Raw genomic sequence first — 24146 nt, 5'->3', positions numbered from 1 at the left:
ACCCGCTTTTCAGGGAAAAACCTAGCACTCCCCCTTGCATGAGAGCTCTGGATGGTCAAAGTGACCTGTTCGTGCGGTGCACCAAAAGCACCCGCGAGGAGTTTTCAATGATTGGTCTGGTACTTGTGACCCACGGGCGCCTTGCCGATGAGTTCAAGGCGGCACTCGAACATGTGATGGGCCCGCAAAAGCAAATCGAAGCCATCACCATCGGCGCCGAGGACGATGCCGATCTGTGCCGGGGCGATATCATCGAAGCCGTCAATCGCGTCGACAGCGGCAACGGGGTTGCCATTCTCACCGACATGTTCGGCGGTACGCCTTCAAACCTCGCGATCTCTTGCATGAGCCGGCCCAAGGTCGAGGTGCTCGCAGGCATCAACCTTCCCATGCTCGTGAAGCTTGCCAAGGTGCGTAACGATCTCCCGCTGCCGGAAGCCATCGCGGCGGCGCAGGAAGCCGGACGCAAATACGTGACGATCGCCAGCCGGGTACTCGCCGGGAAATGACCGAGCAGCCTGACGACGCAGCCTCCTCGGGTCCCCCACCGACGGTGAGCGAGGCATCTCCTACCGGAACGGTCTCCTGCGAAATTTCGATCATCAACAAGCGCGGCCTTCATGCGAGGGCATCCGCGAAATTCGTACATCTGGTCGAACGCTTCGACGCCGACGTTCGCGTAACGCGCAATGGCGAGACGGTCGGAGGCAATTCGATCATGGGATTGATGATGCTGTCCGCGGGAATCGGAACGACGATCGTCGTTTCGGCAACTGGTCCGGAGGCGAAAGCGGCGGTCGACGCGATCACGGAGCTCGTCGGCAACAAATTCAACGAGGACGAGTGATCGTCTTCTCACTCTTGCCCTTAAGACAGCCGTCAGAAGCGTTTCCCGAGGTTGACGCTTGCTTGCCCGCCGTTCGGGCGGGTGCTATCCCGCGCCCCATGACGACCAGTGCCGCCGGTTTGCAGTTCCTGCAGCAATTGCAGCGTTTTTCGAGCGAAGTTTGCGCCGGTTCGAAAACGCATCAAATCACAATCAAGGAGCCCCGCTTCTGTTTCCATCAGAAGCGGAAAGGCTCTAGAGGTTGCCGTAATGTCTGACGAGCTTCAAAAGCAGGGCACGCCCCCCACTGCAAACATCCGCAACTTTTCCATCGTCGCCCATATCGATCATGGCAAGTCGACGCTGGCTGACCGCCTGATCCAGATAACCGGCGGCCTGACCGATCGAGAGATGGCGGGCAAGGAGCAGGTGCTCGATTCGATGGACATCGAGCGCGAGCGCGGCATCACCATCAAAGCGCAGACGGTGCGCCTGAAATACCGCGCCAAAGACGGCAAGGATTATGTCTTCAACCTGATGGATACGCCCGGACACGTCGATTTCGCTTACGAGGTTTCGCGTTCACTCGCTGCCTGTGAAGGTTCGCTACTGGTGGTGGATGCGAGCCAGGGCGTGGAGGCGCAAACGCTCGCCAACGTCTATCAGGCGCTCGACAACAACCACGAGATCGTGCCCGTCCTCAACAAGGTTGATCTGCCTGCGGCCGAGCCTGATAAGGTAAAGCAACAGATCGAGGACGTGATTGGAATCGACGCCTCGGACGCGGTAATGATCTCGGCCAAAACCGGCCTTGGCGTGCCCGATGTCCTGGAGGCCATCGTCACCCGGCTGCCGCCGCCGAAAGGCGACCGCGACGCCACGCTAAAGGCGCTCCTGGTCGATAGCTGGTACGACGTCTATCTCGGCGTGGTTGTGCTGATCCGCATCATCGACGGCGTGCTCAAGAAGGGCAGCCGCATCCGCATGATGGGCACCAACGCGGCTTACGATGTCGAGCGCGTGGGCTTCTTCACGCCGAAAATGCAACAGGTCGACGAACTCGGCCCCGGCGAGATCGGCTTCATCACAGCCGCCATCAAGGAAGTCGCAGACACCCGCGTCGGCGACACCATCACCGACGACCGCAGGCCGGTGGCGGAGATGCTGCCCGGCTTCAAGCCGGCGATCCCCGTAGTGTTCTGCGGCCTGTTCCCGGTGGACGCCGACGATTTCGAGACGCTGCGTGCCGCGATGGGCAAGCTGCGTCTCAACGACGCCAGCTTCTCATTTGAAATGGAAACCTCCGCCGCGCTCGGCTTCGGCTTTCGCTGCGGCTTCCTCGGCCTGTTGCATCTTGAGATCATCCAGGAACGGCTCTCTCGGGAGTTCGATCTCAACCTGATCGCCACCGCGCCGAGCGTCATCTACAAGATGAAACTGACCGACGGCGGCGAGATCGAGATCCACAATCCGATCGACATGCCGGACGTGGTGAAGATCGCCGAGATCGAGGAGCCGTGGATCGAAGCCACCATCCTCACGCCCGACGATTATCTCGGCAGCGTGCTGAAGCTTTGCCAGGATCGCCGCGGCGTGCAGAAAGAGCTCACCTACGTCGGCGCGCGCGCGATGGTGAAATACGATCTGCCGCTCAACGAAGTCGTGTTCGACTTTTACGACCGGCTCAAGTCCGTCTCCAAGGGCTACGCCTCGTTCGACTATCACCTCACCGACTACAAACCAGCCGACCTCGTGAAGATGCAGATCCTCGTCAACGCCGAGCCGGTCGATGCGCTATCCATGCTGGTGCATCGTACCCGCGCCGAAGGGCGCGGCCGCGCCATGGTCGAGAAGATGAAAGAGCTGATCCCGCCGCACATGTTCCAGATACCGATCCAGGCGGCGATCGGCGGCAAGGTGATCGCGCGCGAGACGGTGCGCGCGCTGCGCAAGGATGTCACCGCAAAGTGCTACGGCGGCGATGTCAGCCGCAAGAGAAAACTTCTGGAGAAGCAGAAGGAAGGCAAGAAGAAGATGCGGCAGTTCGGCAAGGTCGATATTCCGCAGGAAGCCTTCATCGCCGCACTGAAGGTCGATAGCTGAGGCAATCAGTCGCTGGGGTTGGATTTTTACGTGCGCCGAAAAGTCTGCCTCTCCATCCCATCCCTATAATCATAGCCATCACTGTCCGGGATCAGCGCCTATGGCACAGAATTGAAGGTATGATTTAAGGAGAGTTCGGTTCTCGTCGATGACGAAGGAACGAACATGACTACGAAGTCTCGCAGCAGGAAAAGTTCTGCCGAACGGGTTGTCAAAGACATTCGCCGCGCCACCCGGCGCCATTTCTCGGCGGAAGATAAAATCCGGATTGTGCTTGATGGCTTGCGCGGTGAAGACAGCATCGCTGAACTGTGCCGCAAGGAAGGGATCGCTCAGAGCCTTTACTACGTCTGGTCGAAGGAGTTCATGGAGGCAGGCAAGCGGCGGCTGGCCGGTGATACGGCGCGAGCTGCGACAAGTGGTGAAGTGCAAGACCTTCGCCGTGAGGCGCATGCCCTGAAGGAGGTGGTTGCCGATCTGACGCTGGAGAACCGTCTGCTCAAAAAAAGCATGATCGCGGATGGGGGCGAAGGCGAATGAGATATCCCGCATCCGAAAAGCTTGAGATCATCAGGCTCGTCGAGCAATCGCATCTGCCGGCGAAGAAGACACTCGACAAACTGGGCATTGCACGTCGAAGCTTCTATCGCTGGTATGACCGTTACCTTGAGGGCGGGCCGGAAGCGTTGGAAGATCGTCCTTCCCGGCCAGGTCGCGTGTGGAACCGCATCGATGCCGATATCCAGGGTCAGATCATCGAGATGGCGCTGGAGCAATCCGAACTTTCATCGCGCGAACTGGCAGTGCGCTTTACCGATGAGAAGCGCTACTTCGTCTCCGAAGCCAGTGTCTATCGCCTGCTCAAGGCCCACGATCTCATCACCAGCCCAGCCTTCATTGTGGTCAAGGCGGCTGATGAGTTCAAAGACAAGACGACAGCACCCAACCAGATGTGGCAGACCGACTTCACCTACTTCAAGATCATCGGCTGGGGGTGGGTGTATCTGTCCACCGTACTCGATGACTTCTCTCGATATGTCATTGCCTGGAAGCTGTGCTCGACCATGCGCGCCGAGGACGTCACCGATACGCTCGAACTGGCCCTTGCAGCTTCAGGCTGCGACAACACCAAGGTGTTGCACAAGCCCAGACTGCTCAGCGACAATGGTCCCAGTTACATCGCCGCCGAGCTTGCCGAATGGATCGATGCCAACGGCATGAGCCATATCCGCGGCGCACCGCTGCATCCGCAAACCCAAGGCAAGATCGAGCGATGGCATCAAACCCTCAAGAACCGCATCCTGCTCGAGAACTACTTCCTGCCCGGCGATCTCGAGTGTCAGATCGAGGCATTCATCGAGCATTACAATCATCGCCGTTATCACGAGGGCATCGGCAACGTCACACCCGCCGACGTCTACTTCGGACGTGCACAATCCATCATCAAACAGCGTGAAAGGATCAAACGACAGACAATCAAATATCGGCGCTTGCTCCACCGCAAAATCGCCGCTTAACATCAACCAACAAATGAGGCCCGCTCTCCGCTAAATCTCGCCGCTCTTTGCGCCAAATGTTTTGATGACGGACAGCCATCACGACGAGCCATGTGATGGAAATCATCGTGTTCAGAATCTGCTCACCTTTTGAGCAGAAACTGCCATTTAGGCAACGCGGCGATACAAAACCCATCATGAGCATAGCAACCAAGCCGCTCAAAAGAACAAGACATACTAATAGCAGATAAGCGCAAATGACAGCCATTCGGCGCCAATGAGACGGCATGTTCGCACCCTGAAAATTCGTTCGTTCGGTGATGTACTGATGGGGCGAAGCCTTTTCTGGATCACGAATTTGCACGGTCGATCGCGTCAGCAGATCGTGCACTGCTTGATTTCGTCGTGTCGCCAAGATGACAATGAATGAGTACCAGCCAAGTAGAAACTTAATGACTGCACGAGCAGCGGCTTTAAGAAAGCTAACATTACCCCGACTATGATCGTCGGCGATCTTAAGGTTAGCGAAATAGTGCCCGACCGTCCCGCCGGCGTATGAAACCAAAACTGGCTCATACAAAAGAAACGCTCCCACAATCAAAAATCCGAGCGCTCGTGAAAAATTGTCGTTACCGATAGCGATGGCGAGGAATAATGCGCCGAAAGCGACAATGACGCTGATAACCCAATCAATAAACATTCCTCGTAAACGGCGCGAGAAACGCGCGTACAAAGGTGCGGTCGCAGAAACCAATATTTTATGACTCATTTTGAATAATCACTGGCTGGATTTCGATAAGACAATGGTTCCCATGATACCGGCACGCAAAGGAACCTAAAAGCGGGGATATTTTACGTATCTACTCACTTCACGAATCAAAGCGGGACTTGCGCTTGATCCGCCATTCTCTCAGTCCACCTCTTCCACTATCATTCTGCCTGATGATTAAACATCGCCTGATTCTCACGCCCGGCCTGTTTGCCGCTGCCGTCGTGGCCGTCATTGCGACGGCCCCTCCCGCGATCGCGCAAGACAAAGGCACGCTGCACCCGAAACCGCTGCCGCCACTGGCCAATCCCGAAGACCCCGCACTGGCCGCCAAGCAACTGTTCGGCCGCAAGACGCTTCCGGCTGCCGGCGCGCCATACGTCATCGGCTATTATGCGCGGGGCTGCATGGCCGGGGCCGAGGCGCTGCCGATCACCGGGCCGACCTGGCAGGTGATGCGACTGTCGCGCAACCGCAACTGGGCGCATCCGGCTATGGTGGCGTTGCTTGAACGACTGTCGGCGAGGGCGCGCAAAGACGCCGGCTGGCCAGGGCTTCTGGTCGGCGACATGGCCCAACCACGCGGCGGTCCGATGCTCTCCGGTCATGCCAGCCACCAGATCGGACTCGATGCCGACGTCTGGCTCACGCCAATGCCGGACCGGCTTTTGTCGCGCAACGAGCGCGAAGAGATGTCCGCTGTCATGATGGTGCGCCACGACCGCCTCGATATCGATCCCCACGCCTGGACGCCGAGTCACCTCAGCGTCATCCGTGCCGCTGCCAGGGAGCCGTCGGTCGAGCGCATTTTCGTCAATGCCGCGATCAAGAAGGCACTGTGCCGCGAGGCCAAAGGCGACCGCAGTTGGCTCTCGAAGGTTCGCCCCATGTATGGCCACGACTACCACTTCCATATTCGCATCAAGTGTCCGTCTGGCAATCCTCAGTGTGAATCCCAAACTCCGCCAGAGCCGAAAGACGGATGCGGCGAGCACGATCTAGCCTATTGGTTCAGCGACGCCGTGCTGCATCCGAAACCGCCGAAGGTGCCGTCGAAACCCAAACCCCCGATCACGTTGTCACAATTACCCGCGAACTGCCGTCAGGTTCTGGCTGCACCGGATGCCAGCCACTAGCAGTCGCCACGAAGGATGTGTCCGGGGCGCTAAAGGTTAGCGGCTCAAACAGAGTCTGCATTTATATCGCCTTTAAAAAACCAGTGGCCACCGCCCTTTACGTACGCATCGTGCGGCTGATACTGTCGTCAGAGCGATCTTCCGGCTGGCCGTAAGCCTCCTGGAAACCGTGGAACGGCGCTTCCACCGATCGTTATATCAATCCCTTGTATCGTCTGCGCGATCACTCGCGCCGGACTGATTTGGAGCGCCTTATGCAGATATTTACCCGTTCATTATTCTCGGCATTGCTGGTCGGTGCCCTCCTCGCCGTGCCGGCCACTGCCAAGGATGCCAAACCTTCGGCCATGGCGCCCGCCGCCGCACAGGACAAGACGCTGACCGTGTTCGCAGCCGCCTCGATGAAGAACGCGCTTGACGAGGTCGACAGCGCCTACACCGCAAAGTCCGGCGTAAAGATTGTTGCGAGCTATGCGGCGAGTTCGGCGCTTGCCAAGCAGATCGAACAGGGTGCGCCGGCCGATGTTTTCATGTCAGCCGATACAACGTGGATGGACTACGTGAAGGACAAGAAGTCCATCAACGAGCCGACGCGCGTCGACCTGCTCGGCAACAGCATCGTGCTGGTCGCGCCGAAGGATTCGAAGATCGACAAAGTCACCATCGACCAAGGCTTTGATCTTGCCAAGCTCGCAGGCGACGGCAAGGTCACGACCGGCGATGTCAAGTCCGTACCCGTCGGCAAATATGCCAAGGCGGCGCTGGAAAAACTCGGCGCATGGGCCGCGGTAGAACCGAAAATGGCGATGGCGGAGAACGTTCGCGCAGCGCTGGCGCTGGTGGCGCGAAACGAAGCCGTGCTCGGCATCGTCTATTCAACCGACGCCAAGGTCGAGCCCGGCGTAAAGATCGTCGGCATGTTCCCGGCGTCCTCGCATCCGGCGATCGTCTATCCGGTAGCAGCCACCTCCAACGCTCATAAGGACGCAGCGGATTATCTTGCTTTCCTGCGCAGTTCGGAAGCCAAGGCGATCTTCGAGAAATATGGCTTCTCGTTCCTAGTCAGCCCGACCACCTAAACTGAAAAATGTCGCCATCGCCTTCCCTCCCCCGCTTGCGGGGGAGGGATATGCTTCGTCGCAATCCAGACGACGCAAGCGCATGATCCGCCAAAGTGCGGTTTGGCCAAAAAATCATGCGCATTCTGATATTCTTACAGCGCGACCGGACGCAGAACCGGAATCCGCTTTGCCGATCGCGCCCTTGGCGTCGCCCTTGCGCCAAGCAGATTTGGCTTCGCCAAATTTATCTCGACCTCCTCACGACAACAACAATACCGAGACCGCATGTTTGACATCTCACCAACCGAATGGATAGCGATCCTGCTTTCGCTCAAGGTCTCTGTGATCGCGACGCTGTTCGCGACACCGATCGGCATCGGATTGGCATGGGCGCTGGCGCGGTACGAGTTCTGGGGCAAATCGATTATCGACGCCGCCGTCCATCTGCCGCTGGTGCTGCCTCCTGTCGTGACCGGCTATCTGCTGCTTCTGACCTTCGGCAGACGCGGGCTGGTCGGCGAATGGCTTGCCGATCATCTCGGGATCGTTTTCGCATTTCGCTGGACCGGCGCAGCGCTTGCCTGCGGCGTGATGTCGTTCCCGCTGCTGGTGCGGCCAATCCGGCTGTCGATCGAAGCCGTCGACCGACGGCTGGAACAGGCCGCGAGCACGCTGGGGGCTTCGGCATGGCAGGTTTTCGCCACCGTGACGCTGCCGCTGGCGTTGCCAGGCATTCTGGCTGGCATGGTGCTCGGCTTTGCGAAAGCGATCGGCGAATTCGGCGCGACCATCACATTCGTCTCCAATATTCCCGGTGAAACCCAGACCATTTCCGCGGCGATCTATTCGCTGATCCAGACGCCAGATGGCGATACGGCAGCGCTGCGGCTGGTGGTCGTGTCGATTGCTCTGTCGATGGCGGCGCTGGTCGCCTCTGAGCTGTTCGCACGGCGCGCGACACGTCGGCTGCACGGAAACTGATCATGCTGCGTGTCGAGGTGTCGAAACGGCTTGGCAGTTTCTCGGTCGATGTCGCATTTGCGTGCGAAGGCCGCGTCACCGGCCTTTTCGGGGCATCAGGCTCGGGCAAGACATCGCTAATCAACATGATCGCGGGGTTGCAGACACCGGATCGCGGCATGATCTCCGTCGATTGCGATGTGCTTGACGATACCAACCAACAGCTTCATCTCGCCGTGCATCGTCGGCGTATCGGCTATGTCTTCCAGGATGCGCGGCTTTTTCCGCATCTCGATGTGCGCAGGAACCTCGACTACGGGCGCCGGATGAACCACCTCACCCGCGACACCGCGCAAGAAGCCCGGCTGAACGAAATGCTCAATATCGGTCATTTGCTGGATCGACGGCCCGGCCAGCTCTCCGGCGGCGAGCGCCAGCGAGTGGCGCTCGGCCGTGCGCTGCTGACGAGGCCCCGTCTCCTGTTGATGGACGAGCCGATGGGAGCACTGGATGAGGATCGCAAGGCGGAAATCCTGCCCTACCTGATCCGGCTGCGCGACGAAACCGGCGTGCCGATGGTCTACGTCACCCACGATCCGGATGAATTGCGCCAGCTCGCTTCGCAAGTCGTGATTCTGAAGCGCGGACGCGTCGCCGCCTTCGGCGGCCCAGAGGTTCTGCCCGCCTAGCGCATGTCCGCAGAATTGCGGTACCGGTTCTACGATGTGAATGCACGCTCGTTATTGATTGAGAGCATTCGGTCAAGTCCCTGCAACCGACGACCAGGCCTTTGCCGCCTTCTGCCTGAGCGCGCCCATTCTGGTCAGCGGCGGCAGCTTCTCCTCGTCTTCGGGTAAACGAAGTCCGACTGCGTTGACGCGGCCTTCGCTGATATTGCGTGCGACGAGAACGATGGTGTCAAGCGGCAGGACCGCACCCTCTTTCGGTGCGTGGTCGAGATGGACATCGAAGTAATCCGCCAGCGTCAACCGCCCGGCGGCCGGATCGACGGAAACGCCATAGATCTGCGCGATATCGCCAAGGGTGATTTCGCCCGAGACCAGGAAATCGCCAAGCAGATGCGGGTCTGGTGACGCCATCGGCTGCATGTCCACAAAAAAGCGGTCGAGTGCCTCGGCCTTTTCCGGCGGCGCCAGCAGATAGAGGTAGTCTCCCGCTGTGATCGGATCGGCCTCGGCGGGTGTTAGAATTTTTTCATTGCGGATCACGAGCGTCGGCTTCGACCATGACGGAATCAGCCCGCGCCGAAGGAACAGGCTCATTGGTCGCACTGCATAGCCGACCAACTGCTGTTCGAGCTGTCCTGGCAAATCAAGTTCGACCCGACGTGGCCCGCGGTCGGCACGCGGCAGCGCCACATGCAGCAGCCGGGCAGCCGGAGCAAGCGTCCAGCCCTGCAGCAAAAGCGAGATGATCACCACGACGAATGCGACGTCGAAGTACAGATACGCCTTCGACAGCCCGACCAGCATCGGAATCGAGGCAAGAAAGATTGCAACCGCGCCCCGCAGCCCGGTCCAAGCGATAAACAGCTTTTCCCGCCAATTGAAAGGAAATGGCGCGAGGCAAAGGAACACCGCGAGCGGCCGCGCCACCAGCATCAGCACGAGCGCGACCATCACCGCCGGCACGACGCTGTCCAGCAAGCGGTACGGCGAAACCAGCAAGCCGAGCAGCACGAACATCACGATCTGCGCCAGCCAGGTCGCGGCGTCGAGGAACGTCACCACGGAGTTGTGGGCGCGGGTCGGACGGTTGCCGATGATAATTCCCGCGAGATAAACCGCGAGAAACCCGGACGCATGGGATATCTGCGCCACCCCGAAGATCACGAGCGCTGCGGTCGTGACGAACGGCGCATGCAGCCCCTGGGGCAGCGCCACCCGGTTAAGCGCCACCACCACGAGCCGCCCGCCAATCACGCCAACGATGCCGCCAAGCATGGACTCCCGGAGGAACTCAAGCACCACATGCCAGACCGAGCTGTCGCCGACCGAGATCAGCTCGACCAACATCAACGTAAGAAACACCGCGAAGGGATCGTTGGTGCCAGACTCCGCTTCCAGCGTCGCACCGACGCGCGGACGCAGCCGCAGCCCTTGCGCGTGGACCAGCAAAAATACTGCGGCCGCGTCGGTGGAGGCGACGACCGCACCGATCAGCAGCGCCTCGGTCCAGTTGAGATCGAGCGCATATTTGGCGACTGGCGCCGTGACCAGCGCGGTCAGCAGCACGCCGAGGGTAGCGAGCACCATCGAGGGCGCTAGGACCGTGCGGATGCTCTGGAACCGCGTCCTCAGACCGCCGTCGAACAGAATCAGCGCCAGTGCGGCCGACCCGACAAGGTAGGTGTTTTGGACATCGCTGAACGTCAGACCCCCAGGTCCGGAATCACCTGCCAACATGCCGATGAACAGAAAGACGAGCAGCAAGGGGGCGCCAAACCGCAACGCCAACAGGCTCGACAGAATTCCGGCCATGACCAGAATCGCGCCGAGCAGGATGGCCAGACTGACCGAATCCAGAGATGCCATCAGACGTCCGAAGCGGTAAACACTAGCATTTTCATCCTTATCGCCGCCGCCGCGGCGCGCCAATCGATTTCTGCCGGTCTGCGTCGTTTGAGGCTTCAGCTTGCGCTGGCAGCGCCATCCATTAGATTAGGAGGCAACAACTCCTTTCATCCGGACTCAGATCACCTGATGAGCTACGTCGAAGCCTCCGAAACCCCCCTGCGAAAGACCGGACAGATTAAACTGCACGGCCCGAGCGGATTCGCCGGGATGCGCAAGGCCGGTGCTCTGACGGCACGCTGTCTCGACGAACTCGCCGATCTCGTGAAGCCTGGCATCCCCACCTCGCAGATTGACGATTTTGTCCGTGAATTCGCCTTCAGCCACGGCGCCTACCCGGCAACGCTGATGTATCGTGGCTATCGCTACTCGACTTGCACGTCGGTCAATCACGTGGTCTGTCACGGGATGCCCGGCGATCGCATCCTGAGAGAGGGCGATATCGTCAACGTGGACGTAACTCTTATCGTTGATAGCTGGTACGGCGATTCCAGTCGCATGTACTCGGTTGGCCCGATTGCACGCAAGGCCGAACGGCTGATCGAGATAACCTATGAAGCGATGATGCGCGGCATCGCGGCGGTCAAGCCCGGCGCGACGACCGGCGACATCGGTCACGCCATCCAGAGCTTCGTCGAACCCCAAGGTATGAGCGTTGTCCGCGATTTCTGCGGCCACGGACTCGGCCGCATATTCCACGACGAACCGAACATCATCCATGTCGGCCGGCCCGGCGAGGGCGTACGGCTCAGGCCCGGGATGTTCTTTACCATCGAGCCGATGATTAACCTGGGCAAACCGCACGTGAAAATCCTGTCGGACGGCTGGACCGCCGTAACCCGCGATCGCTCGCTGTCGGCGCAGTTCGAGCATTCGGTCGGCGTGACCCAGACAGGAGTTGAGATCTTCACGCTGTCGCCAGGTAAACTCGTGTCGCCAGGTAAACTCGACAAGCCGGCCTGCGGGGGCTGAACCTCGGGTCCGAAATCAGATCGTGTTGGATCGCGCACGCTTTCGTAACTCGCATTCCCGAATTGGGGTTGCAAATATCGCGAGCCACGGCAAGGTTGCGGAAACCCGTGGAGTGAATTTGCCATTCGCGCCCCCTGGCGGCGTACCCCGAACGCGAATGGCAAATTCAAAACTTCACTAGCAACTTATATTGCTAGTGGTCTTTCGATTCTAACATTTGCAAGAAGGCTCGCTGAAACGGTACGCGAATGTTAGAATCGGACCACTAGGACTGGTTCGCTCCATCCATGCCCGCAAAGGCCGACAACCCCGCAGGATTTGCTGAAGCGCCGCACTATCACGGCCATCGCGAACGATTGCGCGAGCGCTTCCGCGACGCCGGGCCGGACGCACTCAGCGATTACGAACTGCTGGAAATGGTGCTGTTTCGCGCGTTGCCCCGCCGCGACGTCAAACCACTGGCCAAGTCCCTGATTGGCAGATTCGGATCATTCGCCGAGGTGGTTCATGCGCCCGACGCTCGGCTTCGTGAGATCAGCGGTCTTGGTGAGTCGGCGATCATCGAGCTCAAGCTGATCGCGGCAACTGCCAGCCGTGTGGCCAAAGGACAGCTGAAGCAACGGACAGTGCTGTCGTCGTGGGCCGCGGTGATCGACTATTGCCGAACGTCGATGGCATTCGCCGACAAGGAACAATTCCGCATACTGCGATCCTCGTCGGAATTGGTGTGCATTTTCAATCCTCTAAATAGAACATCCCTGAAACGTCCCTGAGACGTCCCTTAAGGTTTGTTCGGCTTCTGTTTTGCCTGCCGGATCATGGCGACTCGGGACGTCTGCTCGAGCGAGCCCCTGTTGTAGTTGGCGCTGGTCTGGCGGTTACGGTGACCCGCGTGCTTCATTACAGAGGTCTCGTCGGCGCCGTTATCGTAGGCTTCCGAGATAGCGCCCGCGCGCGCATCCATGTTCTTGACCTGCGAAGGGATGCCGGCGGCGTTCGCCACTCTGCGCCACGTCTGAGTGAAGGTCCGATGCTTGTACGGTTCGCCCGTCGCCTCAGAGAGGATCATCGGTCCAACTCGGCGATTGATAGGCACACGTGCCAACTCTTCGAGCAACGCCGGATAGAGCTTAAGGTCGTGCTCCACTTCGATGCCATGCCGCTTGGTCTTCACCGGAGCCTTGCGCAAGATCATGTTGGAATCGATGTGAGACCATGTGAGACCGTTCACCCAGCGCGTACCATTGTGGACGATCCCGCCGGCCGTTTCCTCGCACGGTTCCCACTCGCCGATCACGTCCTTTTGGCGGAAGGCCAGTTCGAATTGAAGTACAGTTGCCAGTGCGATCGAGGGTAAGCCCATTTCATGGGCTTTGCGCCTCACAATCTCAACCTGATCTCGAGTTAGCTGCTCGTTACGTGGTGCTGGCGCGTCGAAGCGCAACTTGCCCAGGATCATATCTGCCTTAACGCAGTCTTCGAAGCCCTGAGTCACCCCGAACGACATCACTCGCCTCAGGGTGTCCATCGCGTGCTTGGCTCGGGTCAGACGAGGCGGCTTGCCCTTTGCTTTGGGCTCACCCCACTTCTGATGCCAGCGCTGGAAGTCCGGACCGATCCTGCCTCGAACAGTGCGCTCTCCAATGGTCGCGATGATGATCTTGACGCTTTGATCGTAGAGGCGCTGCGAATTCCACTTCGCCTTCCTGTACGGCGAGAATTCGTCCGTCTGAAATAGGTTGCAGAGGCTGCGAATTGTACCGTCATAGCCACGCTGCGGAAATGAACCACTGCCCGCTTCCCACGCTAGCATCTCCGCCTGAAGCAATCGACATCGCGCGGCGCGCTGCAATTCTCCACCTGGAGTATCGGGATAGTGCAGACGAACATTGCTGGGTCGATACCCGCGCTTCGCCAAATCGGTGCGGGCTTCCCAGTACCAACGAAACGAACCATCAGCATTGGGCTTTCGCTTCAACCCAGGTGCGTCAGACGCCTTCGCCATCATGACTGCACCGGCCAGTTCTCAACGCCATCGACCTGGGCGGGAACGAAGGTTCGAGTCAGACCGTGACGTCGTAGCAAGAACGTCTCCACGGCCGGCCAGAAGCGCTTGCCCGTCAACGGATCTATCCGCGGAAGTCCCTCACGTTCCCATATCGCAGCTATATCGGGCCAGCGCTTAGCATCCGCACCCAGCACAAGAGCGCCGATCTCGGTCTCGCTCTTATAGAGCGAGGCCGATGCGCGCGATGTCTGGACGGCGCGGGACATTAGGCAACGGTGCCCGTGGCAACTGATTCCCGAAGCTGGGCTTCCAGCATTGTCACGATTTGGGCGTTGGTTGAGCGGCGGTTTCGCTTTGCCACTTCTTTCAACTGTTCTTTCAAACCATCCGGCATTCGAAGCATAAACTGGTCAGATGCCCGTCCCGTCTTCGTCGACATACCTGCCTCTTTCCCTTGTCTAACTACAGTGATAGCTTGCAGCTATCATCGCTGTCAATGATGTAGTAGCTGGGAGCCATCATGGCTAAAAAGACGAAGGCGTCCCGTTCGATGAAGACCACGCTTGCGTCGGATAAATTTGTGCTGCGCCTTCCGGACGGGATGCGCACGGTGATTAGCCAGCTCGCAGCGGTGAACGCTCGATCAATGAATGCTGAGATCCTCGTCGCCCTTGTGAACCATGCCATGCGCCATGATCATCGCGGTGTGCACCCAGACCTCGTGCAAGCAGCATTCGCGACTCGGCTTGGCACCGGAGAGATACAGCAGACCCTCATTGATATGGGGCAAAAGATGCAGGGTCTCGCCAAGCAGCTTGATCAAATAGCAGCAGCAGCGCGGGATACGCCTGAGGAAACCCGGGACAAAAAGGGAAAGCCCGCCGGCTGACCGGCGGGCTCGTATCATCATGCAGGCGCGAGACTACGAAGCGCGTCGCTGATCGAGGCACTCGCGGTTCTTAAGTCGCCATCTAAGAATTCCACGTTCGGCAAATATTCAAGCATCGCAAGAATGCCCGGCAACGTGGTTGGCGTGGTGCCAACAAGATCACGGGTGGCCTGCTGAGCCCAATTGATGGCTTCGTCACACTCCAACCCGAGCTGATTAACAACGTGATTGTGATTTTCGCCGAGCTTCGCGTGCGCGTCGTCGAACAAGCGCTCCAAGGCCTGGTACGTAGCGGCCGCCGTACGGTGGTCATCGATTGCCAAATAGACGGGATCAGTCAAGGAGCCAGCTGACGTTACTGTGCCGCCCGTCGCCAGAAACGAACGGCGGTTCGTGATATCTTTGTCGGTAGCCTTTGGCATGGATCTAGCTCCTGCTGATGGTAGGGTCGTCGAGGTGTTGATGCACCTCGGCGGCCCGCTCTGGGGCATGGCGTAATCGCGGCTCGCCCCATGGCCGCGATCCGGGCAGCATGACGCCCCTCGCTCTATAGTCAAGTTATTGATTTATCAACATATATTCTGTTGACGGTCCGCAGCTTCTATCAACAGCCATGCTGTAAACAGATGCATCAACAGGATTTCTATTCGTCCAGGAAATATGCCAGCGGCGACAACAGTCTCGGCCAGCATTTGTGAAGCGATGAAGGCTAGCGTCCAGCAATGCTGTTGATTGTGTTCAACAGACTTTCTGTGCATCAACAGCTTTGCAAACCTGCGCCGGTCGCAGAAGCCATCCGCCGGCTCGTCGAGATCGGGCTCAAGAAAGCGAAATGAGTTGGCCTGATTTTCTGCAACTCATCTCCGGTCGTCTTTCCGGCCGCCCGATTTGCGGCGAACTCCCCTAAAAACCCGCGGCCGCCAGCCCATCGAAAAAGGCGATGCAAGTTACTTCCCCACTACGATAGGTTGTGCCACTTTGCTTCGGGAAGCTGTCTGGGGTTGGGGAATGGCCAGTCTAGAGATTTACGCGATCAATATCGTTGCGAACCCACATCCGCGAGGAATTTACGAACATATCCTGCGTGAAGCTTCTCGACGGGGCGCGAGAGCGAGAGGTTCCGACTATGCCAAGCTTACAAAGCCAGCCGACGAAGGAAACGGCATCTTTACGGGCCGCATACTCGTTTGGACCGAAATTGACATGGAAGGAAAGTGGCTGGATGTTCTAAGCGAGAAAGATCTTCCACCGGATATACGAAGAAAAATTAACATTCCCGAAAATGCAAAGCCAAACTATAGGACCTTCTGGTACTGCTTCGATGAACACAAACATACGTTCTACTACGAAGCCAGAAACGAATTTTCTCAGCACCTCGGTCCGACGACGGCGAGGCGCATACTGGCAAACTTAACATCCCGTGACGGCCCTAGAGGGTTAGCTGTCGACGTGGACATTACGATTGTTCCGGATGAGAAGACGGTCGGGCGCATCTTAAGATCAGCAAGACTTCAGCGACTACACATCAGGCTCACGAGACCAAACCCAGACGATTTCGAAGAGTCGAAAAGAAGGATTCTTCGTGAACTGCAAGCCAATCACGCAAGTCGCCAAGACACGCATCTGATTAAGGCGCCTGGCGAAACTAGGCTTACTCCAACGCAGCCTATCCAAGTGCTAGCAGAAGTCGCTGCCGAAAATGGCTTCGTTGAAGGCGTGATTGAGGAAGACGGTCATCGCGTGAGGGTCTCTACCCGCGAAACTCCGAGGAAGATCGTGCTTCAAGCTGATGAGCGTGAAAGCGTCATCGAGAGGATGAAGGCATATGTCAGACGGCTCCGGCGATGAGAGCCCTAGCTCTCTCGCAGTCTATTGGCGCGTTTACGGCGGCTTTCCTAAACTTGTTGCGTCAAAGTATTTCTGGGGCGCCATTGTGCTTTCATTGGCGCTTTATCCCGCGTGGTGGGATCAGCAAAACCGCGCAGAGTTGGGCGGGACAATTGTTTCCGCAATTCCAAATCTTCTTGGATTTACCGTCGGAGCGATGGCAATCCTTCTGGCCTTTTCAACATCGAGGTTTTTTTCGGTTTTGACAGAGCGCGGCAGCCCGCGCTCTGCTTACCTTAATCTCGCTTCGATGTTTATCCATTTTATTATCGTTCAAACTGGTGCATTGATCGTTGGTGTGTTCCTGAAATTTTATTCGGACTACCGCGTGCTAGGTTGGCTCGCGGCGTTTATGCTGATGTATGCGCTGCTTTGCGCTGTGGCTACAGGGCTATCTTTGTTTGGGATGGCAGAGATTTATAACGTTTTAGCTGACCGCGATCCGCCGAAAACAAACGTTCCGTCATCTGGCGACGAGCGCCGGCACGATTAGCTGCCCTGCAAGCTAGTAACAACCGGGGCACGAGCCTAGGTGACAAGACGAAGATGGCTCCTTGTCGCTGGAGGCTTTTTCGAGACGCTGTTGGCGGGAAGGCCGACGGTAACAAGGCCAAACACAAGCTTCACAAGTTCCTCATTGGGGATCAGTAATTTGTCGGCTAACGACTGAAGACCTTGGCCGTCGCGGCGCATGTCCGCTAAAACCTTTTGCCAAACCTGCGAAGTTTCGTTTTGTGCAGAGTCCGGCTCATCTTTTCGGTAGCCACGCTGTGAAATCTGGACACACAGCGTGTGATAATTCCAATCAGAAATCAGTCGCAAATCATGCATTCGATAAGCTAACGCAGCAACTGACACGATCCATTTCTTCTTCGCTGCGACAAGTTGATCGATGGTCGTTAGCCGACCTAGAGACTTCATGCTCGCGATAGGCATTAAGAACGCCGATGCAAATGCGTTCGCCTCCTTCTCGGCATCAAGGCCGCTAGGAGCGGCGTGCTTATGAAGCACGAGGTGTCCGAGCTCGTGCGCAGCATCAAAGCGCCGACGCTCTGCTGACTTGCCTGTGTTTAGAAAAACACAGGGGCGATGGCCGCGCCAAACTGAATACGCATCTACCGTGACAGAGTTCTCAGCGAGCGAAAAAACGCGAACGCCCTTTAGCTCCAGGAGGTGGATGATGTTTTTTATTGGACGCTCACCTAGACCCCAGTAGTGCCGTAGTGACATTGCCGCAGTTTCTGGCGTGTCCTCTCTCAGGTCCGGCAAATCCACGTCCGGCAGGTCGAACTCAGCTTCAAGCCAGTCACTTAATACATACGCCAAAGCGCCAGCCGCAATTGCCGCATCACGCTGCCGTGACGTCATTCGGCTCATAGACCGAAAACTGACGCCCTCTGCTTGCAACATATCAATATCGTCCGCAAAGAAAAATTCTTTCGGATAGCGGAGTGCAAGCGCGATTTTTTCCACGGTGTCATCGGCAGGAAGATACTGTCCTGCCTCGAACCCCGAAATTGCTCGCGGCTCGATACCGATCCGCCGAGCCAGCTCTGTCTTTGTAAGAGAAGCTCGCTGCCTGGCTACGGTAAGCCGCGTCTTATTGAACAATGCTTCCATCAGGAGGCCTTGCGCCGGACTGGAACATCAATATCCGGTTCGCTGTCAACGAGCGGATTGCGCATCCCACCGCTGTCGTCTGCACTGTCGGGAATGAAGATTCGCTCTTTCCAACTGACGATTTGCCCGTCCTCAATCTTGTCGGGATACGAGAGTTCCGCTCGAATCTCATCGTCTGTGATGTAGATCAACAGCATCCACGTCGGGTATTCCAATACTGAGATCGCGACGCGAACTTCTTCCGGAATGTCTTCCGGAAATAGTCCCCCAGTGTGGCGATTGCGAATCGTGGCGGCTTCGAGGAATAAGCCCTTGAGATGCTTCGTCTTGGGATCGCCGCTTGTGCTTCGCGTCAAAGTGTCTGCGCTTGCAACACAGATATTCAGCTTGCGAGCATCGTTGATGATCAGCGAAAAGTTGTTCGGATCGGATTTCCGGTATCCTTTTGAAAGCAGCTCCTCACGCAAGGTTCTGACAACAAATCTCCAAGCTTCAGTCCCAGGGATGAAAGGCGGATCATTGGGAGTGCAAGACAATCTAGCTAACTGTCCGGCCTGAAGCGCACGAATCACGGCCTCGACTGAAATTCCAAGTTCCGCCAACCGCCGCCGAGCATCAGAGGGGTGCTCATAGATCGTCATTTTCTGCCCTTACTTCCGTTTTTGATGCCTAACTTTGATTTAAAAAACGGAAGTGCACAATAGGGAAAGTGCTATGACATGTCGTTTCTCTGATCTGCGCGATGCTACGCGCCGCCATCCACTGCGCAGGCTGATCAGGCGGGTGCAGTGGTCTGCCGGACTTAAGCGCCCCGCGGGCTGCCCGGATTTCGGGCGCACCGATGCGCTCGCCGGCAATGATGCGGCGCTCCAGCGCCTCACGAGCGGACGCGCTGAGGGCTGGCGAAGCCAAGTGCAGCAGCGCGTTCCAAGAAATCCGCGAATAGATTTCAGGCCGGCCGCCATACACCCTTGCGACCTTCATGACCTCGCAAGCCTGCTGGCCATCGATATCGAATTGCCTGCGGACAGCGCGGCCGAAGGCACCGTTCGATTTGTTGGCGGAGCGCAGCGCCAGGAGCTGCAGGCCGAGGGCGATGTTTTTCTCGACGCAAGGAACGCGGGTCAGGGAAGCCGGCGGTTTCTGTTCGGTCTTGGCCCTTACCGGCTTCGGCGGTTTCGGCAACACCGACGGTCCGAGAATCTTTTCCAACTCGACGCAAATCAAGGTCGCGATGCCGGCCTTAAGCGGCCGCACCTTCGCAGCTTTCACTTTGCGCCGAAGGTCGATCAGCCGGATGCTGTCGAAGGCGGCCAGCCACTCAAGCCCCAGATTCGCCCAGCGGGGATGGTGGCGGATCACGTCGGAAACCGCTTCGATGACGTCTGCGATAAGCGCGCCTTGGTTGCCCTCAGATTCGGTAATCGTTCGTAGGGTCAAGGTTGCGTGCGGAAGGCCATGTTGCCGGATCATGCGGTCGACGATGTTGACCGCGTGAGTTTCCATGGGCCCGCGTCGGCGCGCTTGTTTAAGAGGAATGCACCTGACGTCGAGAGCCTCGAACAGCTTCATCGCAGCGCTCATGTGCCCCCCATGAAATCACCGCCCATCGCGGCCCAGCCGTGGTTACATCCGCCAGCAGCCGGGCCGCAACGTCGGCCCCCTAAACTTCAATCAGCGACAGGGACCGGCTCGCTGCCCAACCCCTGTCGCCCTCGGGTTACCCCAAGCGGTTGCCACATCGCGAATGCGGCGACCGGAAAGGCTGTAGAATTTATGTCGCCGACCGGCCCTGCTTCGCTGATCGCGCGGTGATGCTGGTGGTGTGACCTGACATCCCGATTTCGTGATGCACCTCGTCAATCTCGAAGGTCTGATCGAAGTCGGATCCGTTGAGCTGCAGGCCCATACCGGCGCTCACCGCGGTATCGCCGACTACCGTCGCTTGCACCGAAAACTCGTGTCGCGCCCGCTCGGCGGCCCGTGACTTCGCGTGCTTGGTGACGTGGTCCTGCTCGAGTCCTGGGACGTGATAGTTGTACTCGATGGAGCCGCTGTGCCCTTCGACGTTCGACGTTCGACGTGTAGGAGAACACCTGTTTCTTTTTCGGGTGCCAGGCAGAGACCTTGACCTTGATCGACTTGCCGGCCTGGATATTGCGGCAGATCCGGAGCATGAGGCAGTCCGACGAGATTGGCTGTTGATCCTGGTTGATGCTGATCGAATAGATACCCTGCGGGCTGCCGAACGGCACATAGTTGAACTTGCCGTTAGCATCCACCCACCATCGCGCGTTGTCGAACTGCGCGAGTTTGTGGATCACGTAGGCGTACGAGACGTTGTCGGTGAGGTGCACAAAATCCTGCTGCAGCTTCTTGCCGGCCATCAGCGACGACGACGTCACATTGCCTGCCAGCCCGACACGGCCGATCAGATCGGACACGACATCGCTCGGCATCTTGTTGACGTGCTTTTCGCTGGACTTCTTGTCATGCAGCTTGGCCGACTTGTCGCGGCCGGTGACGTTGATGACACGCGCGATGTAGTCGAAGTCGGCGGTATCGACCTCCCCGGTGATCAATGTCGCAGTCATGCCGCGGGTGAGGACGGTGATGGTGGCCTCGTTTTTGCCCATCGTTGCCAGCAGCTGGCGCGCGCCGGGATAAGACATCGGCACGACGGCGTTGAAGCCTGACGATTGTCTGTTGGCCCGCTGGCTGACACTGCCGTGCTCGATCGGCAGCTGGATGTCGTTGACATTCAACCAGGCTTGATGTGGTCCGGCGCCCGACGTGATCGCCATGCTTACTTGTCCGTGGTGTTGTGATCGCCTGAGAAGAATCGCGTCGATCCGTCGGCGGCCGGTGCCCTGCGTCGGGAACGAATACCAGGAGTTGCTCATCGCCTGAGCCAGCGTGCGGCCGTCGAGATTGATGGTCAGTGCGAGCGGTGCCAGCTTGGCTTCCGGAGCTGCGTTGGCCTGCTTCGCGATCCGCCGCTCATAGCGTTCGCCGGCGGTCTCGTGCTTCTCGGCCGCCTGGCTTTTGAGAATGCCCAAAACAGCGCCGAGCAAGCTGGGATCGCCTGCGTGCTTTCGCTCATACCGATCGGCCGGGCGCTCGCCTTTCGCGAGCGAGCCCGACTGCTCGAGAAAACTGTAGGCCGCGCCCAAGACCCCACCAGCGAGAGTGCCGCTGAGTGCCCCCGCCGGGCCACCGAATTTGCCGATGGCAAAACCGGTACCAGCGCCGACAACCGCACCTTCGAGCGCCCTGGTACCCATCTTCTCGCCGGCGCCGGGCTTGGTTGCACCTGGCAAAATTCCGCGTAGGCCCTCCAGCAGCGCCTTGAAGTCTTTCAGTCCACCATTGACGGCCGGCAAGACCGTCATGCCCAGCTCTCCCATCGTGACGTTGAATTCCTGCAACGTCGTGCGGGCCCGTTGGGCTGTCGAGCCTTTGGCGTAGTCGGGCAAAAACGAGCTGTACCGATTTTTGAATTCGGATGAGTTCATTTCCTTGCGCATCGCGAGGATCTGCTCATGCACGGCTGGATTGGCGAGCAAAGCGAAGCCGCCGCCACCTTGCGCACCGAATAGCGCTCTTTCATAAGCGGCACGCTTTTCGATCGGGATGCCTTTCGCACGATCACCAGCGATGTCCAACATCTTGAAGATGTCCGGCTTGCCATCGGTGAACCAGGTCGGCTTGTGATTGCCGTCGATTAGGCCGAACGCCGTGAGCGCTTCCTCGTGTTTCCTGAATGCGAGTTTCGACATCATGCTGGTGCCGGGCATCGCCCGCAGTGCCATTTCGCGCAGCCAGGTGCCTGACTTTGTCGACGTCGCACCTGATCGAGTGAGAGCCGTTCCCAACAACAAGGTATCCATCGGATCGATATCGAGTCCGGACCTCAGCAGCGGGACGGCGTACCCGGCGGCGCGTTCGATCGAGGACAACGACGACGGGTTTGACGTCGACAAATAGGCAAATCCCGGCGCCAGCTTCCTGATTTCGTTTGGCGTCAACGCGCCCGCCATGTGGGCCAGGCCGATGAAGGATTTCATCGACTCTGCTAAGCTTGACCCCTTCGCCAACGCTTCTTTTGAGGCGGTTTCGAGCATGTCCGGCAATACATCGAGCCCCTTACCGGGTGTGCCCTGGAACATGCGCGTGGATGTCAGTGCGGCCTCGCCAACATCGTGGATGTTGTACCCCGCTGCGATCATTGCCTCCTGCAAAGCGCCGCGCATTCGCTTGTTGGTGGGGCCGTCTTTCTGATCCTGGCCGGAGTGATAGATCAGCTGCCAAACGTATTTCTCCATTTCGGCGGCTTGGTAGATGCCATACCCGAGCACGCCGGCCCCAGCCATCGCCGCGCCACTGCCGAAACGGACATGGCTGCCGCCAGGGATTGATGCGCTAGGCCCGCTGATATGTCCGCCACCCCGCAGCCATCCCGGTTGACCTGATCCACCGCGACCACCACCGCCCGCGAAGCCGGCGGGCAGAGCTAATGCCGCCCTGGCGGTGGCCGCCGAAGCATTGCGGATCGCAGTCCGAGCCGCGGTCGCGTTTGCCGCAACATCACCCCAAGCCGCAGCCAGGCGGTTGGTCTCGCCGATCGCAGCTCCTATGCCTATCGGTTTATTGATTAGGGCGAGGTTCTTGCGGGCATTGTCGACCGCGAGGTTGATCTCGCGAATCTGGCGAAGGATCTGGGTGAGCGCCGGCGAGGCTTGGTTGATGATTTTGAAAACTGCGCCGACTTCGAAACTTGTGATCACTGTATGGCCTCCGAGCTTTCAACAGCAGCCTTTTCGATTTCGGCTTTACAACGCGCGACGGTCGCGACGAATGACTCCGCGACAAACGCGGCGACCTCGGCACCGAGCGAGCCCGCCAGTCGCATCTTCATTCGTTCGCGGACGGTGACGAGGTGCGCGAGCATCTGCTCGTGCGAAGCACCGACAAAAATCAATGCCAGGTTCGCTGCCGATGCGGCGGATCGGTCGACGAATTCCGGCGCAAGGCCGTCGTCGTGGTCAGGCATCTAACCGCGCTCCGCGCTCCAGATGTTCGAAACGCGCTCTGAGCAAGGCCGTATCGGCTTCAAGCTTCGGCAGGATAGTCGTCTCGAGATCCAGGAGCGTCTTCTTGAGGACCTCGGGGTTGACGATGCGCGGCTGAACAGCGGCGAACCGTTTTGCCAACGCGGCGTTTTCTTGCCGGAGCCGTTGGTTTTCTTTGGCGATGCCGTTCACGCTCTGCAGTATAGCTTCAGCTCGATCGGCAAGCACCGCCAAGGCTTCGTCGCGCTTAGCGAGCTGCTCGGTGAGAACATTGCGCTGCCGCGTTACCATCGCTAGGTCATCGATGGGGACGTCAGGCCCGCCGTGAAGACCGGCGGCTTTCCAAACGTCAAACCGCGCTTCGGGGTTGGAAGGACGATCAACGAGCGAAATCTCGTTGAGCGCGATTTTCGTGATGATCTTCTTGTTGTCTTTGTCGCGGGCGAGCACTTTGCCGCCGATCGAAAACCCCTTGTAGATGCCGCTGGTCACCTTGCCCCATGCGGTGTCGTCAACAATCTTGGCACCGATCCACAGACCCTTGTCGTCGACACTGGCTTCTTCGGCGGTGCCTACCGCGGAGAGCTGGTGCATCTCCCGTATGTTTGCGAACTCGAGGTAGTCGTCGAGCGCGTCTTCGATTGCGCTCTTGAGCACCACCTCGCCATGACCATCGGTGGCCTCAGTTGAGGCGTACCCAAACACCATGCGTTGCTCGGCATCGACCTTTTGAATATTGCCGTATAGGCGCAT

Annotated in this window: 25 protein-coding genes and 1 pseudogene; 13 read left to right on the top strand and 13 right to left on the bottom strand. The window is 58.5% G+C overall.

Annotated features, from left to right (window positions below):
* Nucleotides 1–107 precede the first annotated feature (107 nt).
* Nucleotides 108–509, top strand: coding sequence for a PTS sugar transporter subunit IIA (locus ACM561_RS01970; protein ID WP_079445421.1), 402 nt, complete (start codon nucleotides 108–110; stop codon nucleotides 507–509).
* Nucleotides 506–847 carry an HPr family phosphocarrier protein gene (locus ACM561_RS01965; RefSeq protein ID WP_425907645.1) on the top strand — a complete coding sequence of 114 codons (342 nt, stop codon included), beginning with the start codon at nucleotides 506–508 and terminating at the stop codon, nucleotides 845–847. The genes ACM561_RS01970 and ACM561_RS01965 overlap by 4 nt, the downstream gene beginning before the upstream one ends.
* Before the next feature lie 32 nt (nucleotides 848–879).
* Here the strand turns inward: ACM561_RS01965 and ACM561_RS01960 are convergent, their stop codons facing one another.
* Nucleotides 880–1065, bottom strand: coding sequence for a hypothetical protein (locus ACM561_RS01960; protein WP_425907644.1), 186 nt, complete (start codon nucleotides 1063–1065; stop codon nucleotides 880–882).
* Between the two features lie 31 nt (nucleotides 1066–1096).
* Between ACM561_RS01960 and lepA the strand changes: the two genes are divergently transcribed.
* Both lepA and ACM561_RS01950 read left to right on the top strand, forming a co-directional pair.
* Nucleotides 1097–2929, top strand: coding sequence for a translation elongation factor 4 (gene lepA / locus ACM561_RS01955; RefSeq protein ID WP_425907642.1), 1833 nt, complete (start codon nucleotides 1097–1099; stop codon nucleotides 2927–2929).
* 165 nt (nucleotides 2930–3094) lie between these two features.
* A protein-coding gene (locus ACM561_RS01950; RefSeq protein ID WP_425905397.1) for an IS3 family transposase occupies nucleotides 3095–4446 on the top strand; the annotation gives its coding sequence in 2 pieces (ribosomal slippage) (nucleotides 3095–3431 and nucleotides 3431–4446; 1353 coding nt in all).
* Here ACM561_RS01950 and ACM561_RS01945 read toward each other — a convergent pair.
* Nucleotides 4406–5194: an RDD family protein gene (locus ACM561_RS01945; protein WP_425907640.1), complete on the bottom strand. Its 789-nt coding sequence runs from the start codon at nucleotides 5192–5194 to the stop codon at nucleotides 4406–4408. The two genes, ACM561_RS01950 and ACM561_RS01945, sit on opposite strands and share 41 nt — an antisense overlap.
* A 173-nt stretch (nucleotides 5195–5367) precedes the next feature.
* Here ACM561_RS01945 and mepA point away from each other — a divergent pair, with 173 nt between their 5' ends.
* The 4 genes from mepA to modC all read left to right on the top strand — a co-directional run bounded on the left by mepA (nucleotide 5368) and on the right by modC (nucleotide 9040).
* Entirely contained in the window at nucleotides 5368–6330 is a 963-nt protein-coding gene (mepA, locus tag ACM561_RS01940) for a penicillin-insensitive murein endopeptidase (RefSeq protein ID WP_425907638.1), read from the top strand.
* A gap of 254 nt (nucleotides 6331–6584) precedes the next feature.
* Complete coding sequence (gene modA, locus ACM561_RS01935) at nucleotides 6585–7409, top strand: molybdate ABC transporter substrate-binding protein (RefSeq protein ID WP_425907636.1); 825 nt, start codon at nucleotides 6585–6587, stop codon at nucleotides 7407–7409.
* A 267-nt stretch (nucleotides 7410–7676) separates the two neighbouring features.
* Entirely contained in the window at nucleotides 7677–8372 is a 696-nt protein-coding gene (modB, locus tag ACM561_RS01930; protein ID WP_425907634.1) for a molybdate ABC transporter permease subunit, read from the top strand.
* Nucleotides 8373–8374: 2 nt separating this feature from the next.
* A complete protein-coding gene (modC, locus tag ACM561_RS01925; RefSeq protein ID WP_425907633.1) occupies nucleotides 8375–9040 on the top strand; it encodes a molybdenum ABC transporter ATP-binding protein in 666 nt (221 codons plus the stop codon).
* A 72-nt stretch (nucleotides 9041–9112) separates the two neighbouring features.
* Here the strand turns inward: modC and ACM561_RS01920 are convergent, their stop codons facing one another.
* Nucleotides 9113–10906, bottom strand: coding sequence for a potassium/proton antiporter (locus tag ACM561_RS01920; RefSeq protein WP_425907631.1), 1794 nt, complete (start codon nucleotides 10904–10906; stop codon nucleotides 9113–9115).
* 168 nt (nucleotides 10907–11074) lie between these two features.
* On the opposite strand from ACM561_RS01920, the gene map reads away from it, so the two are divergent.
* Together map and ACM561_RS01910 are read left to right on the top strand one after the other, a co-directional pair.
* Nucleotides 11075–11917, top strand: a complete 843-nt coding sequence (gene map, locus ACM561_RS01915; protein WP_425907630.1) for a type I methionyl aminopeptidase — start codon at nucleotides 11075–11077, stop codon at nucleotides 11915–11917.
* A 287-nt stretch (nucleotides 11918–12204) separates the two neighbouring features.
* Nucleotides 12205–12624 (top strand): annotated as a pseudogene (locus ACM561_RS01910) (JAB domain-containing protein); the annotation flags it as partial.
* A 74-nt stretch (nucleotides 12625–12698) separates the two neighbouring features.
* On the opposite strand, the gene ACM561_RS01905 reads toward ACM561_RS01910, so the two are convergent.
* Genes ACM561_RS01905 through ACM561_RS01895 form a run of 3 tightly spaced genes read right to left on the bottom strand, consistent with a single transcriptional unit; the run spans nucleotide 12699 to nucleotide 14364 of the window.
* Nucleotides 12699–13922 carry a tyrosine-type recombinase/integrase gene (locus ACM561_RS01905; protein ID WP_425907628.1) on the bottom strand — a complete coding sequence of 408 codons (1224 nt, stop codon included), beginning with the start codon at nucleotides 13920–13922 and terminating at the stop codon, nucleotides 12699–12701.
* A complete protein-coding gene (locus tag ACM561_RS01900; protein WP_425907627.1) occupies nucleotides 13922–14191 on the bottom strand; it encodes a hypothetical protein in 270 nt (89 codons plus the stop codon). The genes ACM561_RS01905 and ACM561_RS01900 overlap by 1 nt, the downstream gene beginning before the upstream one ends.
* On the bottom strand, nucleotides 14191–14364 hold the full coding sequence (locus ACM561_RS01895) for an Arc family DNA-binding protein (protein ID WP_425907626.1): 174 nt from the start codon (nucleotides 14362–14364) through the stop codon (nucleotides 14191–14193). Before ACM561_RS01895 ends, ACM561_RS01900 begins: the two co-directional genes overlap by 1 nt.
* A 111-nt stretch (nucleotides 14365–14475) precedes the next feature.
* Between ACM561_RS01895 and ACM561_RS01890 the strand changes: the two genes are divergently transcribed.
* Nucleotides 14476–14814: an Arc family DNA-binding protein gene (locus ACM561_RS01890; protein ID WP_425907624.1), complete on the top strand. Its 339-nt coding sequence runs from the start codon at nucleotides 14476–14478 to the stop codon at nucleotides 14812–14814.
* A 17-nt stretch (nucleotides 14815–14831) separates the two neighbouring features.
* On the opposite strand, the gene ACM561_RS01885 is transcribed toward ACM561_RS01890, so the two are convergent.
* Nucleotides 14832–15236: a hypothetical protein gene (locus ACM561_RS01885; protein WP_425907622.1), complete on the bottom strand. Its 405-nt coding sequence runs from the start codon at nucleotides 15234–15236 to the stop codon at nucleotides 14832–14834.
* 586 nt (nucleotides 15237–15822) lie between these two features.
* On the opposite strand from ACM561_RS01885, the gene ACM561_RS01880 reads away from it, so the two are divergent.
* Both ACM561_RS01880 and ACM561_RS01875 read left to right on the top strand, forming a co-directional pair.
* The gene (locus ACM561_RS01880; protein ID WP_425907621.1) at nucleotides 15823–16662 is read left to right on the top strand and encodes a DUF4747 family protein; all 840 of its coding nucleotides are present in this window, start codon (nucleotides 15823–15825) and stop codon (nucleotides 16660–16662) included.
* Complete coding sequence (locus tag ACM561_RS01875; protein WP_425907619.1) at nucleotides 16640–17194, top strand: hypothetical protein; 555 nt, start codon at nucleotides 16640–16642, stop codon at nucleotides 17192–17194. The genes ACM561_RS01880 and ACM561_RS01875 overlap by 23 nt, the downstream gene beginning before the upstream one ends.
* 35 nt (nucleotides 17195–17229) lie before the next feature.
* Here the strand turns inward: ACM561_RS01875 and ACM561_RS01870 are convergent, their stop codons facing one another.
* The 6 genes from ACM561_RS01870 to ACM561_RS01845 all read right to left on the bottom strand — a co-directional run bounded on the left by ACM561_RS01870 (nucleotide 17230) and on the right by ACM561_RS01845 (nucleotide 24146).
* Entirely contained in the window at nucleotides 17230–18321 is a 1092-nt protein-coding gene (locus tag ACM561_RS01870) for an ImmA/IrrE family metallo-endopeptidase (protein WP_425907617.1), read from the bottom strand.
* Complete coding sequence (locus ACM561_RS01865) at nucleotides 18321–18962, bottom strand: hypothetical protein (RefSeq protein ID WP_425907615.1); 642 nt, start codon at nucleotides 18960–18962, stop codon at nucleotides 18321–18323. Before ACM561_RS01865 ends, ACM561_RS01870 begins: the two co-directional genes overlap by 1 nt.
* Nucleotides 18963–18990: 28 nt before the next feature.
* The gene (locus ACM561_RS01860) at nucleotides 18991–19905 is read right to left on the bottom strand and encodes a hypothetical protein (RefSeq protein ID WP_425907614.1); all 915 of its coding nucleotides are present in this window, start codon (nucleotides 19903–19905) and stop codon (nucleotides 18991–18993) included.
* Between the two features lie 275 nt (nucleotides 19906–20180).
* Nucleotides 20181–23108: a hypothetical protein gene (locus ACM561_RS01855; RefSeq protein ID WP_425907613.1), complete on the bottom strand. Its 2928-nt coding sequence runs from the start codon at nucleotides 23106–23108 to the stop codon at nucleotides 20181–20183.
* Nucleotides 23105–23374 carry a hypothetical protein gene (locus tag ACM561_RS01850; protein WP_425907611.1) on the bottom strand — a complete coding sequence of 90 codons (270 nt, stop codon included), beginning with the start codon at nucleotides 23372–23374 and terminating at the stop codon, nucleotides 23105–23107. The genes ACM561_RS01855 and ACM561_RS01850 overlap by 4 nt, the downstream gene beginning before the upstream one ends.
* Nucleotides 23367–24146 (bottom strand): HK97 family phage prohead protease, encoded by a 780-nt coding sequence (locus ACM561_RS01845; protein WP_425907609.1) that lies wholly within the window; start codon nucleotides 24144–24146, stop codon nucleotides 23367–23369. Before ACM561_RS01845 ends, ACM561_RS01850 begins: the two co-directional genes overlap by 8 nt.

It is taken from the genome of Nitrobacter sp. TKz-YC02 (genome assembly GCF_049852135.1).
GTDB lineage: Bacteria > Pseudomonadota > Alphaproteobacteria > Rhizobiales > Xanthobacteraceae > Nitrobacter > Nitrobacter vulgaris.
Note: the sequence above shows the minus strand (reverse complement) of the source record. Positions and strands in the feature narration are given on the sequence as shown.

What these genes read in the sequence shown, in the direction of transcription:
- ACM561_RS01870 (WP_425907617.1), bottom strand. Translation starts at nt 18,321, where the DNA reads ATGGAAGCATTGTTCAATAAGACGCGGCTTACCGTAGCCAGGCAGCGA.
- modA (WP_425907636.1), top strand. Translation starts at nt 6,585, where the DNA reads ATGCAGATATTTACCCGTTCATTATTCTCGGCATTGCTGGTCGGTGCC.
- map (WP_425907630.1), top strand. Translation starts at nt 11,075, where the DNA reads ATGAGCTACGTCGAAGCCTCCGAAACCCCCCTGCGAAAGACCGGACAG.
- ACM561_RS01850 (WP_425907611.1), bottom strand. Translation starts at nt 23,374, where the DNA reads ATGCCTGACCACGACGACGGCCTTGCGCCGGAATTCGTCGACCGATCC.
- ACM561_RS01900 (WP_425907627.1), bottom strand. Translation starts at nt 14,191, where the DNA reads ATGTCCCGCGCCGTCCAGACATCGCGCGCATCGGCCTCGCTCTATAAG.
- modB (WP_425907634.1), top strand. Translation starts at nt 7,677, where the DNA reads ATGTTTGACATCTCACCAACCGAATGGATAGCGATCCTGCTTTCGCTC.
- ACM561_RS01865 (WP_425907615.1), bottom strand. Translation starts at nt 18,962, where the DNA reads ATGACGATCTATGAGCACCCCTCTGATGCTCGGCGGCGGTTGGCGGAA.
- ACM561_RS01920 (WP_425907631.1), bottom strand. Translation starts at nt 10,906, where the DNA reads ATGGCATCTCTGGATTCGGTCAGTCTGGCCATCCTGCTCGGCGCGATT.
- mepA (WP_425907638.1), top strand. Translation starts at nt 5,368, where the DNA reads ATGATTAAACATCGCCTGATTCTCACGCCCGGCCTGTTTGCCGCTGCC.
- ACM561_RS01890 (WP_425907624.1), top strand. Translation starts at nt 14,476, where the DNA reads ATGAAGACCACGCTTGCGTCGGATAAATTTGTGCTGCGCCTTCCGGAC.
- lepA (WP_425907642.1), top strand. Translation starts at nt 1,097, where the DNA reads ATGTCTGACGAGCTTCAAAAGCAGGGCACGCCCCCCACTGCAAACATC.
- ACM561_RS01965 (WP_425907645.1), top strand. Translation starts at nt 506, where the DNA reads ATGACCGAGCAGCCTGACGACGCAGCCTCCTCGGGTCCCCCACCGACG.
- ACM561_RS01880 (WP_425907621.1), top strand. Translation starts at nt 15,823, where the DNA reads ATGGCCAGTCTAGAGATTTACGCGATCAATATCGTTGCGAACCCACAT.
- ACM561_RS01945 (WP_425907640.1), bottom strand. Translation starts at nt 5,194, where the DNA reads ATGAGTCATAAAATATTGGTTTCTGCGACCGCACCTTTGTACGCGCGT.
- ACM561_RS01875 (WP_425907619.1), top strand. Translation starts at nt 16,640, where the DNA reads ATGTCAGACGGCTCCGGCGATGAGAGCCCTAGCTCTCTCGCAGTCTAT.
- ACM561_RS01895 (WP_425907626.1), bottom strand. Translation starts at nt 14,364, where the DNA reads ATGTCGACGAAGACGGGACGGGCATCTGACCAGTTTATGCTTCGAATG.
- ACM561_RS01970 (WP_079445421.1), top strand. Translation starts at nt 108, where the DNA reads ATGATTGGTCTGGTACTTGTGACCCACGGGCGCCTTGCCGATGAGTTC.
- ACM561_RS01845 (WP_425907609.1), bottom strand. Translation starts at nt 24,146, where the DNA reads ATGCGCCTATACGGCAATATTCAAAAGGTCGATGCCGAGCAACGCATG.
- ACM561_RS01885 (WP_425907622.1), bottom strand. Translation starts at nt 15,236, where the DNA reads ATGCCAAAGGCTACCGACAAAGATATCACGAACCGCCGTTCGTTTCTG.
- modC (WP_425907633.1), top strand. Translation starts at nt 8,375, where the DNA reads ATGCTGCGTGTCGAGGTGTCGAAACGGCTTGGCAGTTTCTCGGTCGAT.
- ACM561_RS01960 (WP_425907644.1), bottom strand. Translation starts at nt 1,065, where the DNA reads ATGGAAACAGAAGCGGGGCTCCTTGATTGTGATTTGATGCGTTTTCGA.
- ACM561_RS01905 (WP_425907628.1), bottom strand. Translation starts at nt 13,922, where the DNA reads ATGGCGAAGGCGTCTGACGCACCTGGGTTGAAGCGAAAGCCCAATGCT.
- ACM561_RS01860 (WP_425907614.1), bottom strand. Translation starts at nt 19,905, where the DNA reads ATGAGCGCTGCGATGAAGCTGTTCGAGGCTCTCGACGTCAGGTGCATT.